The sequence below is a fragment of the Hymenobacter sp. DG25B genome (assembly GCF_000801315.1).
Taxonomy (GTDB): domain Bacteria; phylum Bacteroidota; class Bacteroidia; order Cytophagales; family Hymenobacteraceae; genus Hymenobacter.
Window position 1 is genome coordinate 3,725,955 of the sequence record NZ_CP010054.1, and the last position, 15,094, is coordinate 3,741,048.

The window sequence follows — 15,094 nt, forward strand, 5'->3', positions numbered from 1 at the left end:
CCGACCGTAATATTGCTACTGGCAACTAAAGAGGTGGAACCACCAGAGCAGATAGTGGCCGAGGCCGGAGTAACGGTAACGGCTAGTGGGGCCACCGTAACGGTAACCGTTTTTGTAGCACTGCTGCCACAAGTTGAGTTAGTAGCAGTTACGGTATAGGTGGTGGTAGTGGTGGGGTTAGCGGTAACAGTAGCACCAGTAGCGCCACTGAGGCCAGTACTGGGCGACCAAGAGTAGGTTGTAGTACCAGAAGTAATATTAGTGCTGGCCGTAAGCGAAGTAGAGCTACCCGCGCAAATAACAGGAGCAGCTGGCGTAATCGTAATAATGGGCGTAGCTACTGTTATAGGAACTGCTACCGTTTGTCCTGAGCAGCCTGATGAGTTTGAGGCTGTTATGGTGTATGCGGTATTGGCCGTTGGTGCTACTGTGAAAACCCCTGTAGTGTTCGTAGTAGTAGTAGTATTTACGTTGTTGGTTATCGTATACGAAGTACCAGGGATATTGGAAGTAGCGGTTAGCGTGGTAGAAGCGCCTGAGCAGATTGTGGCCGCTGTAGGGGTTACAGCTAAAGTAGGCACCGTTACCGTAATGCTCTGTGTAGCATTACCGCAGCCAGTGGTGGCAGCACTAACTGTGTAAACGGTAGTAGCAGTTACCGTCCTCGTGAGGGTGCTCCCGGTTGCGCCAGCAATAGTGGTAGTAACACCATTTACTGTTTGCGTCCAAGTATATCCAGTAGTTGATGTAGCCCCATTAGCCGTCAGATTTACCGTACCATTTGCACAAACTACCAAAGAGCTGGCAGTTAATGATAAGGTAGGAGCTAATGTGAATGTGATATTGGAGCTCTTCGTGTTATTACAATTAATAACACTATTGATTGTATAGTTAGTTTGAGAAGTCGCAGCTACTGTAAACGTATAGGACGTATTAGCATTCACTTCTGCATCCGTGAAATAGCGACTGCCCAATACAGCCCCATCAGACTGACGGATCAGCGAAACAGTACTTTCAGATTCCGGTGTAACCGTAATAGTGGTCGTACCTGAACCATTAGGACAATAAGTAGCGGTTACTGCACCGGAACCGTTATTAATATCTGTAAAAGCAGTACCGGTTCCGGATGGATAAACCAGTCTGTACTGTCCTGAACAACCGGCCCACGTTGGTAAAGACCAAGCCACAGTTGGCAGAAGGAAGAAGAACAGCGCGAAACTGCCCAGCAATTTGTACAATGTCCTCATATACAGGAACCCTTAGTTTGTGAATAACACCTTAATCAACACTCAAAGGTACTACGAAACCCTGAAATATATATTAAAATATTATTATTCAATTAACATATCAGGGGCTTTATTGATAATGTCATATTGGAATTTTTATATATAATTATTATTAAAACATTATTTTATATAATTATTTTAAATATAAAAACAACCAAAAATGTAACTTTTTATAACCCTTAATCGTATGCAGCCGCTGTACTTAAGGCTTACGTGGTTTTAGATAAGCTGGAAATAGGACTGTTTATCCACGGAAAAAGGAAGCTATACAGTTGTATGGCAAACAGTAAATAAAGGAATTGTCCTATCAAATTAGCTTACGAATACAAGGTAGAGTTACAAATAAGGCCTGTAGCCCGGCGGTACTGACCCTGAATTAAGCTAGCTAAAACCAAAAAAGACCAGGCCCCTGACGGACCTGGTCTTTCCATTGACCATAATAAGCTGGCTTATTACTTACGATTCAGGCGAATCACCTGGGACTGACCACCTTGCTGTACACGCAGGTAGTACATACCCGTGTGGAGTGAAGCTGCTTCCGGGAAATCAATTTCTTGGGTAATAGTACCCTTGGCAGCTACTTTACGGGTTATCAGGCGCTTGCCAACTACATCATACACCGTGCAGATAATATCATTGGTGCCCAATGTTTCTACCTCAACCGTTAGGGCTTTCTCATATGGGTTAGGGTAAACGGAAGCCGCGAAATTCCGACGCTTGGTAGGCACCTGCACCGTTTTAACATCGGAGTAGCTAAAGCTGCCGGTAACATCTACCTGCCGCAACCGATAATATACTGTTCCAGAAGCAGAAACTGGCAAGGCTCCATCGGTGTAGCGGTAGCTGGTACGGTTCTGGGAATTGCCAGCGCCTTGCTGCTGGCCAATTACCTCGAATGTAATACCATCATAGCTCCGTTCAATCAGGAACATAGCATTTTCCTTCTCAAAAGCAGTTGCCCAGGTCAATTTGGGTGACTGACCATGCCAAACCGCCTTGAATTCTACGAGCTCTACCGGCAGGATAACTGACGCCACTGTTACCGTTACCGTAGAAGTATTCACGCAGCCATTGGCATTAGTGCCGGTCACGGTATAGGTGGTGGTGGCAGAAGGCGTAGCCGTTACGCTAGCTCCCGAAGTGGTATTCAGGCCCGTTGCCGGTGACCAGCTGTACGCGGTAGCGCCGCTGGCCGTAAGAACGGCTGAGCCACCTGGCTGAACAAAAGCACTACCCGGCGTAACCATAATGGTAGGCTTGGGATTCACCGTTATGGTTGAGCTCAGCGTTTGCGTACCACAGCCACTGATAATATCTACCTGATAGGTAGTAGTAGTAGTGGGGCTGGGTGAATAGGTAGCGGAAGTAGAAAGCGACTGCCCGGCAGTAGTATACCATACAAAGCGGGCATTGGAAATATTGGAAGCGGCCGTTAAGGTTACGGGAGAACCAGCGCAGACCGTAGCCGAACTGGGGCTGGTACTGAGCGAATTAATAGCCGCCGCAACTTTGGTTACTGTTACAGGAACAGAAACGGCAGAACAGTTAGTAGAGGAAACCACAACCTGATAGTTTTCAGGGTTGGTATTATTACTAGCGGTAAATACCGAGTAAGTGGAGCTGGTAGCACCCGCAATGTTGGAATAGTTACCGTTAGCACCCTGTGACTGCCACTGATAGGTTACGTTCGGGTTATTCGAAGACGCTGTTAAGGTAACGGCACTACCCGCACACACCGTGGGGGCGCTGGGCGAAATAGCGGCCGTAAGAGCGCCAATGGTAACACTTGCTGTCTGCGAAAGGGTAGTACCACAATCAGCAGTTACGGCATCTACCCGGTAGGAAGTATTGCCCGCAACGTTGGTATCCGTATAAGAGGAAGTAGTTCCGATAGAAGTATACACCAACGTATTCGCCGCGTTGTACCAGTTAAAAGTGGCGTTGCTTCCTGTGTATGCAGCCGTAAACGTGGCCGATCCGCCGGAGCAGACCGTAGCCGTGGTTGGTGTCAGCGTTAAGCTGTTTACCGGAACCACCAACTCCTGGGAGCTGGTACCGCAGGAAGTAGTAGGAGCACTTACCAAAAAGGTGGTCGTGGCCAACAGATTTGTGCGGATAATGGTGGCGCCGGTTTCGCTTTGCAGAACCCCATCCTGATACCACGTATAGGTACCCGAAGAGCCGCTGGCCGTAAGCGTGACCGTACCGCCCGTACATACGCTGGCAGCATTGGAAGTAAGCGTCAACGAGGGCTGCAACGTAATGTCGGCATAGTTGCTGGAAGTGCCGCTACCACCGCATTTTGTGGTCAGTGAACGAATACGGAACACCGTCGTCGTATTCAAGGGCGTTGACAGAATTAATTCTGAACCCGCCGCCCTTGCTCCAGTAGTGAGCAACGTCTCCGTAGTACCAACTACCTTATACCAGTACAGGTTGGCATCGGAAGTAGACGTTGCTTTCAGAACAAAGTTGGTCCCAGCCGTAGGACAGACTGGAATAACGCCCCCCGACTGACCATTGTTAATTGTTTGGGTAGTAGCAGTCCCGGCAGAGTTGTAGTACGTTACGTTAATCTGGTTGGAACACTGCGCGTAATCCTTTAAAGGAATACCCAAAAGCATGAGCAGGCATGCTAAGAAACTGTAGAGTGTTTTCATAGTGGTAGGAAGAGGTTTAGTGACAACATCACGATTCAGCACAAACTTACCATTTAGCGGAAACTTTCAAATTAAATAGCATTATTTATCTTTTAATATACTATATAATGCTATTAATAAGCACTATACAAATAATACCAATTTTACTTGCACTTAATAAGTACAATAAAATCCTCCGTAAATTTGATCTGATATTGCTCTTAAATTGGGATGCAGGTTTTCACTATGGGCCCCACTACTCTTAGCTGCCCGTAATCCTACCTTAAAGGATTTTGTCCGATAGATCAGGTCTTTACCAACCGATACCCCTATAGATTTAGAGCCTTCTATATAATGACTCTTACAACTGAAATTTGGCTGCGCTGCCAGATAACTACCAACAAAAAGCCCAGACCGACATCGGCCTGGGCTTTTTACAAATTCGGGGTTTGTTAGTTTATCTATTTGCGGCTGATCCTGAGCACTTGCTGCTGATTACCCTGGTGCACCGTGAGGTAGTACACACCCGCCCGTGGAGTAGCGCTTTGTGGTAAGTTGATTTTCTGCAGGCCAACGCCCGAGGCTGCCACTGTGCGTAGCAGCAACTGCTTGCCCAGCACATCGTGCACTGTATAGGTAATGGCACCGGCACCCAGCGCCTCTACTTCTACTGAAACACTGGTTTCAAAAGGGTTGGGGAATGCCGTAGCTTTGAAACCGGCCTTTCCTGTAGGAATCAGGAGTGTTTTCACCGCCGAGTAGCTGAAAGTGCCATCGGTGTTTACCTGTCGCAAGCGGTAGTACACTGTACCCGCAACCGAGGAAGAAAGGCTAAGATCTGAATACTGGTACTCATTGCGGGTGGTGGTGCTGCCAGCCCCGGCGCGCTGGCCAATGGCGGCAAAGGTCAGCCCGTCCAAACTGCGCTCTATCACAAAAGAGGCGCTGTTCTTCTCTGAGGCCGTGGCCCAGCTCAGCTGTGGGGCTTTACCGGCCCATACTGCCGTGAAGCTCGCAAACTCTACCGGCAGAATCACTGCATTTACGGTGATAGTCAAAGAAGCTGAAGTTGGACAGTTACCAATGGCAGTCCGACCACTTACGGTATATTGAGTAGTTACTCTTGGGTTAACCGTTACCTGGGAGCCAGTTGAAGTAATAGCAGTACCATCACTGGCAGTCCAAGTGTATCCACCAGCAGTACCACCGCCTGCTGTAAGGATAACCGCTGTGCCTGACGATACCGTATTATCGGCATCATTTGAGGTTAGGGTCAGATTATTGGTAGCAACCGTGATGCGCTGTGTAACTGTGTTTGCACCACAATCAGCAGTGGTGTTTTCTATAGTATATGAAGTAGTTGTTCCTGGATATACCGTGAAGATACCCGAGTTATTAGTTCCCAGAATTGCTCCGTTAGCATCTCTTAAAGTATAGGTACCAGTACCACCGGTAGCAGTAAGTGTAACAGCAGTGAGCGGACAAACAGCATTATTACCTGCACTGGAAGTAATAGCAAGCGAAGGGGCTAAGGTTAACTCAACAGAAATTGTTTTCGGATTATTACAATTGATAGTGTTTATAAACGTGTAAGTTGTTTGAGACGATATTGGTAAAGAAAAGGTAAATGTTGCCGGGGCAGTTGGGAAAACATTGGTATACAAAGTAGTACCGGCAGCATTTTTAACGGTGAACGATCCACCAGTAGAGGTTTCCGTTACCGTTAAAGCAATACTACCAGTACCATCTGGGCAATACGTTACCACCGGATTACTATTACCATTGTTGAAGGTCCTGGTAGTAACTCCGGCACCAGAAGGGTAGGTCAGATCAAATTGGCCAGAGCAGTTTTCACTGGTTCCGGGTGCTTGGCCCTGGCCCTGACTGTAGCCAGATGTTACGGTACCAACTAAAAACAGGAAGAAGGTCAAAAACGCGTATTTATTTTTCATGTTGCAGGTTTTTCAAAGAGGTCGAAAACTGAATTTCCTGCAATACGCAAGCTCTACATCTAATGACTGTACAATAGAAGAAAATATATTATTTACCTCATATATAACTATATATATAAGATCTATATATTAAAACAGTAGGCACAACTTTGAAAATGATTCCATTATTTGATAAAAATTTCAGACTCTATAGCATGCTATAAAAAGAAAAAAGCCAAAGCAGCTAACGCTACTTTGGCTCTAAAAACCATTGCTGAAGAATCTTACAGCAATACCGTAGTCCTGGGTTCTGTCGCTGCCACCTTGCCACTCATTTCGCGCAGAGCAGCGGCAATTCCATCAGCATCAAAACCACATTCTTTATACAGCTCGTCCTGAGTGCCGTGTTCCACCACGCGGTCCGGGATACCGAGGCGCTTTACGGGCAGGCTATAGCCGTGGTCGGCCATAAATTCCAGCACGGCCGCCCCGAAGCCGCCTTGCAGGCAGCCATCTTCCACGGTTACAATGGCTTTGTACTGGCGCAGGATGTTATGGAGCATTTCCTCATCCAGCGGCTTACAGAAGCGCATATCGTAGTGCCCGGGGTTCAGGCCCTCAGCTAAAAGCTTTTGGGTGGCTTTCACAGCGTAATTACCGATATGGCCAATGCTGAGCACCGCCACACCTTCTCCTTCGCGCACAACCCGGCCGGTACCAATTGCCAGCTTTTTGAGCGGCTTGCGCCACTCTGGCATCACGCCTTCGCCGCGCGGGTAGCGGATGCTGAACGGACCGGCGTTTTCGGGCAAGGAGGCCGTGTACATCAGGTTGCGGAGCTCTTCCTCATTCATAGGCGCCGAAACCACCATGTTGGGGATGCAGCGCATATAGGCCAGGTCGTAGCAGCCGTGGTGCGTGGGGCCGTCGGCGCCGGCAAAACCGGCGCGGTCCAGGCAAAATACTACGTGCAGGTTCTGCAGGGCTACATCATGCACCACCTGGTCGTAGGCGCGCTGCATGAAGGAGGAGTAGATGTTGCAGAAAGGCACCAGGCCCTGCGTGGCCAGCCCGGCAGAGAAAACCACCGCATGCTGCTCGGCAATTCCCACGTCGAAGGCGCGGTCGGGCATGGCTTCCATCATGATGTTCAGCGACGAGCCCGAAGGCATGGCCGGCGTCACGCCCATGATCTTGTCGTTCTTCTCGGCCAGCTCTACCAAGGTGTGCCCAAACACGTCCTGATACTTGGGCGGCTGCGGCGTGGCGTAGGTTTTCTTATGAATTTCGCCCGTTACCTTATCAAACAGGCCGGGAGCGTGCCACAGGGTCTGGTCTTTTTCGGCCAGCGCATAGCCTTTGCCCTTCACCGTAACGCAGTGCAGCAGCTTGGGGCCGGGAATGCTCTTGAGGTCGTGCAGGATGGTAGCCAGATGCTGCACATCGTGGCCATCTACCGGGCCGAAGTAGCGGAAGTTGAGGGCCTCAAACAGGTTGCCCTGCTTGAGCAAGGTAGCTTTCATGGCCTGCTCCACACGCTTGGCAATCTGCTGCGGATTAGGGCCAAACTTAGAAAGCTTGCCTAGTACATTCCACAGCTCGTCGCGCACTTTGTTATAGGTACGGGAGGTGGTGATGTCCGTCAGGTATTCTTTGAGCGCGCCCACGTTGGGGTCGATGCTCATGCAGTTATCATTCAGAATAACCAGCAGGTTGGATTTCTCCACGCCGGCGTGGTTCAGGGCTTCAAAGGCCATACCGGCCGTCATGGCACCATCGCCAATAACGGCAATGTGTTGCCGGTCGAATTCGCCTTTATAGTCGGAGGCCACGGCCATGCCCAGCGCCGCGCCAATGCTGGTGGAGCTGTGGCCCACGCCAAAGGCATCGTACTCACTTTCCTTGCGCTTGGGAAAGCCCGACATGCCGCCGTAGCGGCGGTTTGTGGGAAACTGCTCCCGCCGGCCAGTCAGGATTTTGTGGCCGTAAGCCTGGTGGCCTACGTCCCACACCAACTGGTCGTAGGGGGTGTTGAAAACATAATGCAGGGCTACCGTCAGCTCTACCACGCCCAGGGAGGCGCCAAAATGGCCGCCGTAGATGGACACGGAATCAATGATGAATTGCCGCAGCTCCTGGCTTAGCTGAACCAATTGGTCCGGGCTGAGCTTTTTCAGGTCGTCAGGCGAGTCAATAGCTGCCAGCAGGGCACCGGGTTCAACAATCATCTTGGGTCAGGACAAATAGCAGGAACTAAGAGGGCAACAGATAACCTTAGAAAAGGTTAAGGGCCGCTACCAGATAGCATCCCATAGTGGGCAAAGGTACGAGTTTTCCGGGGCAGCGGTTTATCCCTGTCGTACAGGTTTTCCGCTTCGTATCTTCCCTACGCAGCTCTGGCCGAATAATGGCTACTTTTGCCACTACCACACCGCTTGCTTATGCCGCTTACCCAGGACTCCGAGGAACAGCAACTGCTCGATAAGCTTCGGCCCTCGCGCATTGTGCTGCCTGTGCTTATTGGCCTGGGCGTGGTGGGCTTCATGTTCTGGCGCAGCTACAAGCCCGGCGACCTGGCTCCCCTGAGTAACGCCAGCCCCATGTGGCTCCTTATTTCCCTGCTGGTATTGGTAGCCCGCGACGCTGGCTATGTCTATAGAATCCGGGAAATATCGGAGCGGGTGCTGAGCTGGCGCGCTTCCTTGGATATTATTATGATCTGGGAGTTTGCTTCCTGCATTCTGCCCTCGGCCGTGGGTGGCACCTCGGTAGCGCCCATACTGCTGCATAAGGAAGGTATTACGCTGGGCAAATCGGTGGCGTATGTGATGGTCACGGCCCTGCTGGATAACCTGTATTATGTGGTGATGGTACCGCTGGTGGTCTGGCTGGCGCACGAGGGGCTGTACCCGGCCGAATCCTTGCAGAGCGGATTCATGACTACGCTCAAAATAGCCTTTGGGCTGAGCTACGTGATGGTTTCGCTGTATTCCGGTCTCATGCTGTATGCGCTGTTTATCAACCCCATGTCGGTAAAGCGGCTGCTGGTACGGCTGTTTTCCCTGCGCGGCCTGCGGCGCTGGCGTGCCAAAGCCTATCAGCACGGCAATGAAGTAGTGTGGGCCTCAGCGCAGCTGCGCGGCAATGGCGCGGGCTACTGGCTGCGGGCGGCCCTCAGCACCGCCTTTGTCTGGACGGCGCGCTACCTCGTCATTGGCTGCCTGATTGCGGCTTTCGTGAACGTATCAGCCCAGGAATTTACCATGATGTTTGCCCGCAACATTACTTACAAAGTCATTCTGCTGGTAGCTATTACGCCGGGTGGTGCGGGCATTGCGGAAGGCGCTTTCCCCACGTTTTTCGGCAAGTTTATCGGTACGGCTACCATGACCAGCTTCATGGTGCTGCTCTACCGCATGGTAACGTACTACCTGTATCTGGTGCTGGGCGCCGTGTTCCTACCCCGCTGGGTGGCCCGCATATACGGCCGGCGCACCGCCGAGAAACTGATGCATTCCTAGATATCCAGCTTGTATCAACACAAAAAAGCCTTTCTACCGCTGGCAGAAAGGCTTTTTTGTGTTTTTTCAGACTTCGAATTCTCAACCGGAGCTTAGTCGGCCTCCAGCATCATTTGCGAGCCATCGGGGGCGCGCAGGGTAATTTCATCTTTGGTGAGGTTTACGACATCAAACGTCAAAGTGTTGCTGCTGCCGGTGGGCGTGAGCGTAATTTTTTTAGCCGTCTGGTCGAACGTGTAGGTTCCCTGCATGGTCTGGGAGGGCGACGTCATGTTGAAATTGCCGTTGGCGAAGAAGCGCAGCTCGGTTTTCTTATCAGCGCTGCTCTGGTCTACTTTGTCGCCGGTGGCGGTGGTTTCCTTATCGGTCTTCCAGACTTTGCTGTCGGTACCGTAGAGCATATTGGTTTCGCCTACTTTATTTTCCTGGTTACAGGAGGTAGCAAACAGGGCCACCAGCACCAACAGGCTGGCCAGATAGCGAAATGGGAAAGGCATCAGTTTCATAGGGAAAGGATGAGAAGTTGGGAGAAACTTGCAAGGTGAACTACCCGCCGGTTGAGCCATGCTTTTTCCGGCAGATAGCCACTTCTTACGCTAGGCGGCACAAAGAGTTGGGATAAGTCTATGCTCTCCCGGAATAACAACTAAATCCGGCAGGCCACGTAAGATCAGCAGTACATAACCATGGCTATCAGGCCGATGCGGTACTTCCACTCCTCTCCTACTCCTAATTAACCACTCCCATGGGACTCTTCGATTTTCTGAATAAAGGCGAACAAAAACCCGTTCAGCCCGCCAATAAGCCCGCCACCGGCAACACCGATTTCTTCGGCAATACCAACCAGCCGGCCGCTACCACGCAGGGCGATTCGTACACCGTAGTATCCGGTGATTCGCTGTCTAAAATTGCCAAGCACCACTACGGCGACGCCAGCAAGTGGCACCAGATTTACGACGCCAACAAAGCCACCATTGGCTCCAACCCCGACCATATTGAAGTAGGCCAGGTATTGAATTTGCCAAAAATTTAGTCTCCGACGCTACTTCCTCCAAACGCCGCTCTGCTCCGCAGGGCGGCGTTTTTTTGTGCATTTACCTGCGTATAGCTTGTTTCATTTTAAGCTAAAGCGGTTAAAAAATTGCGCTTAAAATTTTGAGTTCTGAATCTGGCGCTTACATTTGCCCTCACCAACCCGGTACTCCCCCGCTCGCGGCGGGGCAGTTTTCATAGGATTTATATAGAAGCGGCGAGAGAACAGGCTCCGTGACCCGCTGGCAACCTTCGACCGCGCGAAAGGTGCCAATTCCTGCCCAGACCAGCTGTTGCTGGCGGGAGATATAAGTTGAGTGCCATGGAAAACACCCTCGCTTTCGCCTGCTCAAATCCGCTTGCCCCGGCCGCCTTGCTGCGTCCCGGCCCCTCAACAGATGTCTGTGTTTCCGCCTTCGTCACTACGCGAATGCGAATGCGCTGCTGTTGCAGCGCGTGTTGTTGCTGTTGCTAGCCGCTTAAAGCCGGCTCCCTCCAGCACCCCTCCTCCCATTTCCTGTTTGGTCCTAACTGGCAATGCCCGCTGGCATTCCGTGGGCTAAGCCGCATCCTAACCGCCGCAATTTGCTTGCTTTTGCCGGTTTCAGGAGGGTTTCCGCTACGCTTCGTCGTGGCCATTTTGCGCGCTTTGCGCTTTCCCCAGTCAAAAACTTCTTCTTTAAATACAGACCTATTATGTCTACTCAGAACCTGCACTTCGAAACCCTTCAGTTGCACGCCGGCCAGCAGCCCGACCCCGTAACCGGCTCCCGCGCCGTACCGCTTTATCAAACGACCAGCTACGTATTTAAAAATGCCGAACACGGCGCTAACTTGTTTGCCCTAAAGGAGTTCGGCAATATCTATACCCGGCTCATGAACCCCACCACCGACGTGTTTGAGCAGCGCATTGCCGCATTAGAAGGTGGCGTAGCAGCCTTGGCCGTTTCCTCGGGACAGGCGGCACAGTTCATTGCCCTAAACAACATTCTGCAGGCCGGCGACAATTTCGTTTCTACCTCCTTCCTGTATGGTGGCACCTATAATCAGTTTAAAGTAGCCTTTAAGCGCCTGGGCATTGATGCGCGCTTCGCCGATGGCGACAACCCCGAGAGCTTTGAGGCCCTGATTGATGACAATACCAAGGCCCTGTACCTGGAAACCATTGGCAACCCCAGCTTTAGCGTGCCGGATTTTGAGCGTATTGCCGCCATTGCCAACAAGTATGACCTACCGTTGATTGTGGACAATACCTTTGGGGCCGGTGGCTACCTGTTCCGCCCCCTGGAGCACGGCGCGCACATTGTGGTGGAGTCGGCTACCAAGTGGATTGGCGGGCACGGCACCAGCATTGGCGGCGTGATTGTGGATGGCGGCACCTATGACTTCGGCAACGGTAAGTTTCCGCAGTTCACGGAGCCATCCGAGGGTTACCACGGGCTGGTGTTTAATGATGTTTTCGGCAAGAACGGGCCGTTTGGCAACATTGCTTTCATCCTTCGCGCCCGGGTAGAAGGCCTGCGGGACTTTGGCCCTTCGCAAAGCCCATTCAACTCTTTCCTGCTGCTGCAGGGCCTGGAAACCCTGAGTCTGCGCCTGGAGCGCACTGTGGAAAACACGCAACGTATTGCTACCTGGCTGGAGCAACACCCGCAGGTAGAGCGGGTAAACTACCCGGGCTTAAGAAGCAGCCCTTACTACGCGCTGGCGCAGAAATACCTGACCAAGGGCGCGGGCGGCGTACTCACCTTCAGCATTCGGGGCTCCAAGGATACGGCCACGCGCTTTATTGATAACCTGAAGCTGGTCAGCCACTTGGCCAATGTAGGCGACGCTAAAACCCTGATTATTCAGCCTTCGGCTACTACGCACCAACAGCTTTCGGAGCAGGAGCAGCAGGCCGCCGGCGTACTGCCTACCCTCCTGCGCCTCTCCGTGGGCATCGAGCACTTCGAAGACATCCGCGCCGACCTGGCACAGGCTTTTGAAGCCGTGCGCGAGGATGTGCCTCAGTTTGGGGAGACAGAAACTACCCTGCTGGAGCCCAAGCCTGAGCATGCCCAGCCGCTGGAGGTTTAATTTCAGTTGCCAGTTGTGAGTTGCCGGTTGCCCATTCGTTTAAAACCATCCTGGCAACCGGCAACTCAACACCTGGGTTGAGCTCCGTCGGCACTATAAGAGTCTATTGGGTGGGACTAGGACTCGCCGGCCTTTGGGCTCAACCCTTTCTATCACGGCGCTGCCCGCCTGGGCAGCGCCGATTAGGAATTCCCTGCCGAATACATCATGCCCGAAGACTTGGTTTTTACGCTCCCTAAACCGTTGCCGCTGGAAGGTGGCGGCGTGCTGCCCGGAGCTCAGGTGGCCTACCGCACCTACGGCACCTTGAATGAAGCCCGCGACAACGTCATCTGGGTGTGCCACGCTCTCACGGCCAACGCCGAGGTGCTGGCCTGGTGGCCCGGGTTGTTTGGCGAGAACTGCTATTTCGACCCTGCCGACTGGTTTATTGTGTGTGCCAACGTGCTGGGCTCTTGCTACGGCTCTACTGGCCCGCTCACGGAGAACCCAGAAACCGGCCGGCCCTGGTATCAGGCGTTTCCCCTGCTTACTATCCGGGACTTGGTGGCGGCCCATGAGCAGTTGCGGCAGCATTTGGGTTTAACCCGGATTCATACCCTTATTGGCGGCTCGCTGGGCGGTCAGCAGGCACTGGAGTGGGCCGTAGAGCAGCCCGGCGTGTTTGCGCATCTGGTGGTGCTGGCTACGAATGCCCGGCACTCTCCCTGGGGCATTGCCTTTAACGAGGCTCAACGGCTGGCTATTCTGGCCGATGAAACCTACCATCAGGCTACACCTTCGGGTGGGCAGCGCGGACTGAAAGCGGCCCGGGCCATGGCCCTGCTCAGCTACCGCAGCTACGAGGCTTACCACCAAACCCAGGCCGAGCCGGGCGATGATACGCTGGAATACTTCCGGGCCAGTGCTTATCAGCAGTATCAGGGCGAAAAATTGGTAGCCCGCTTCAATGCCTATACCTACGTGGTGCTTTCCAAAGCCATGGACTCGCATCACCTGGGCCGCGGCCGCGGTACTATTGAAACGGCTTTAAGCCGCATTAAAGCCCGCACGCTTATCATCGGCATCAGTTCCGATGTACTGTTTCCGCCAACTGAGCAGCGCCTGCTGGCGCGCCATATTCCGGGAGCCATGTACGCTGAGATGGAGTCCCGCTTTGGCCATGATGGCTTCCTGATTGAAACCGACCAAATCACGCATTTTCTCGAACGTTTTCATGCCCAGACCTTCGCACATTAGCCTGCCGCGCCCCGTTCCTTCTCCCCTGCGTATTGGCCTGATAGGCTTTGGCTGCGTAGGCCAGGGCCTGTATGATATTCTGCAGCAGCTGCCGGAATTTGGGGCCGAGGTGCGGCGTATTGCGGTAAAGAACCCCGCCAAACCCCGCTCCCTGCCCGCTCATCGTTTTGAATACCATGCCGAGGACCTACTGGCTGACCCGTATCTGGACGTGCTGGTTGAAGTAATTGATGATGCTGCCGAAGCCTTCCGCCTGGTGAAGGCGGCCCTGCTGCAGGGCCGTCGGGTAATAACGGCTAATAAAGCCATGCTGGCCCGCCATCTGCCGGAATTGGTGCAGCTTCAGCAGCAGTTTGGCGGCACGCTTTTGTACGAAGCCGCCGTGTGTGGCAGTATCCCCATTCTGCGCACCCTGGATGCTCACTTCAGCAGTGAACCACTGCGCTCAGTTAGTGGCATTCTGAATGGCTCCTCCAACTATGTGCTCACGCGCATGACGCAGGAAGGAACCGATTACGCCGCCGCCCTGGCCGAAGCGCAACTCCTGGGTTTCGCTGAAACCGACCCTACCCTGGATATGGCCGCTTTCGACCCGCGTTCCAAAGCCGTTATTCTGGCCGCTCATGCCTACGGCCTCCTCCTCCAGCCGGAACAGGTACTGCACTTGGGCATTGAAGCCATAACGCCCACGGATATTGCTTATGCGCAGGCCCAAGGCTATAAAATAAAGGTAGTAGCCACGCTGGAGCAGCTGCCCGACGGCCGCGTAACGGCGTTGGTGGCGCCCACCTTTGTGTCGGCCGAATCCCCCTTGTACACCGTTGAGCATGAGTTTAATGGGGTATCTGTAGAAGCGGCATTTGCCGGTGCGCAGTTCCTGCGCGGGCGCGGAGCCGGCGGACACCCCACGGGTTCGGCCGTTTTATCCGATCTGGCCGCTTTGCAACGCCAACAGACTTACACTTATACCAAGCTCCGGCAGGCAGCACCGGCCTTCACCAATCAACTGGCGGTAGAAATCTATTTGCGCACGCCGGAGGAAAATGGGCTGGCCGACTTGGCGCTAACGGATATTTCAGTGGAAGGCAACGGGCCGGAGGGATATTTCGCCGTAGGCTACACCACCTTGGCTACCTTACTGGAGCAACGGGAAAACCTACGGCAAGCCGGCGCCCTGATAGTGCGTACTGGCGCTATGCGCGTAACGGAGGCAGCGCAGGAGGTTACTGAATCGGCGCTGGCGCAATAAGGCAGACAAAAGGTAAGGCGGGCACTTATTCCAGCTTAGGAATGTGTATATTCCAGTATGGAATCGGGCCAGGTTTTTCATCATGGAAAAACCAGATGGCTCAGGCATTTCCCTCGGC

Annotated in this window: 11 protein-coding genes and 1 riboswitch; of the genes, 7 read left to right on the forward strand and 4 right to left on the reverse strand. The window is 52.8% G+C overall.

Going from position 1 to position 15,094, the window contains the following annotated elements; translation table 11 throughout:
- Positions 1-33 precede the first annotated feature (33 nt).
- Both PK28_RS21160 and PK28_RS20780 read left to right on the forward strand, forming a co-directional pair.
- On the forward strand, positions 34-159 hold the full coding sequence (locus PK28_RS21160; protein ID WP_262489740.1) for a hypothetical protein: 126 nt from the start codon (positions 34-36) through the stop codon (positions 157-159).
- A 270-nt stretch (positions 160-429) separates the two neighbouring features.
- Positions 430-642: a hypothetical protein gene (locus PK28_RS20780; RefSeq protein WP_197070431.1), complete on the forward strand. Its 213-nt coding sequence runs from the start codon at positions 430-432 to the stop codon at positions 640-642.
- Between the two features lie 1,096 nt (positions 643-1,738).
- On the opposite strand, the gene PK28_RS16060 is transcribed toward PK28_RS20780, so the two are convergent.
- The 3 genes from PK28_RS16060 to dxs all read right to left on the reverse strand — a co-directional run bounded on the left by PK28_RS16060 (position 1,739) and on the right by dxs (position 8,084).
- Complete coding sequence (locus tag PK28_RS16060) at positions 1,739-3,946, reverse strand: Ig-like domain-containing protein (protein WP_082017163.1); 2,208 nt, start codon at positions 3,944-3,946, stop codon at positions 1,739-1,741.
- Between the two features lie 440 nt (positions 3,947-4,386).
- Positions 4,387-5,877: a T9SS type A sorting domain-containing protein gene (locus tag PK28_RS20190; RefSeq protein ID WP_082017164.1), complete on the reverse strand. Its 1,491-nt coding sequence runs from the start codon at positions 5,875-5,877 to the stop codon at positions 4,387-4,389.
- A 263-nt stretch (positions 5,878-6,140) separates the two neighbouring features.
- A complete protein-coding gene (gene dxs / locus PK28_RS16070) occupies positions 6,141-8,084 on the reverse strand; it encodes a 1-deoxy-D-xylulose-5-phosphate synthase (protein ID WP_044515664.1) in 1,944 nt (647 codons plus the stop codon).
- A gap of 213 nt (positions 8,085-8,297) precedes the next feature.
- On the opposite strand from dxs, the gene PK28_RS16075 reads away from it, so the two are divergent.
- Entirely contained in the window at positions 8,298-9,377 is a 1,080-nt protein-coding gene (locus PK28_RS16075) for a lysylphosphatidylglycerol synthase transmembrane domain-containing protein (RefSeq protein ID WP_044515667.1), read from the forward strand.
- A 92-nt stretch (positions 9,378-9,469) separates the two neighbouring features.
- On the opposite strand, the gene PK28_RS16080 is transcribed toward PK28_RS16075, so the two are convergent.
- Positions 9,470-9,883, reverse strand: a complete 414-nt coding sequence (locus PK28_RS16080) for a hypothetical protein (protein ID WP_048826162.1) — start codon at positions 9,881-9,883, stop codon at positions 9,470-9,472.
- A 239-nt stretch (positions 9,884-10,122) separates the two neighbouring features.
- On the opposite strand from PK28_RS16080, the gene PK28_RS16085 reads away from it, so the two are divergent.
- From PK28_RS16085 to PK28_RS16100, 4 genes are all read left to right on the forward strand, one after another.
- Positions 10,123-10,410, forward strand: a complete 288-nt coding sequence (locus PK28_RS16085; RefSeq protein WP_044515670.1) for a LysM peptidoglycan-binding domain-containing protein — start codon at positions 10,123-10,125, stop codon at positions 10,408-10,410.
- A 200-nt stretch (positions 10,411-10,610) separates the two neighbouring features.
- Positions 10,611-10,724: riboswitch (SAM riboswitch) on the forward strand.
- A gap of 381 nt (positions 10,725-11,105) precedes the next feature.
- The gene (locus PK28_RS16090; RefSeq protein ID WP_044515671.1) at positions 11,106-12,488 is read left to right on the forward strand and encodes an O-acetylhomoserine aminocarboxypropyltransferase/cysteine synthase family protein; all 1,383 of its coding nucleotides are present in this window, start codon (positions 11,106-11,108) and stop codon (positions 12,486-12,488) included.
- 207 nt (positions 12,489-12,695) lie between these two features.
- A complete protein-coding gene (gene metX / locus PK28_RS16095) occupies positions 12,696-13,727 on the forward strand; it encodes a homoserine O-acetyltransferase MetX (protein ID WP_044515672.1) in 1,032 nt (343 codons plus the stop codon).
- Positions 13,705-14,976 (forward strand): homoserine dehydrogenase, encoded by a 1,272-nt coding sequence (locus PK28_RS16100; protein ID WP_044515673.1) that lies wholly within the window; start codon positions 13,705-13,707, stop codon positions 14,974-14,976. The genes metX and PK28_RS16100 overlap by 23 nt, the downstream gene beginning before the upstream one ends.
- Positions 14,977-15,094: the final 118 nt, after the last annotated feature.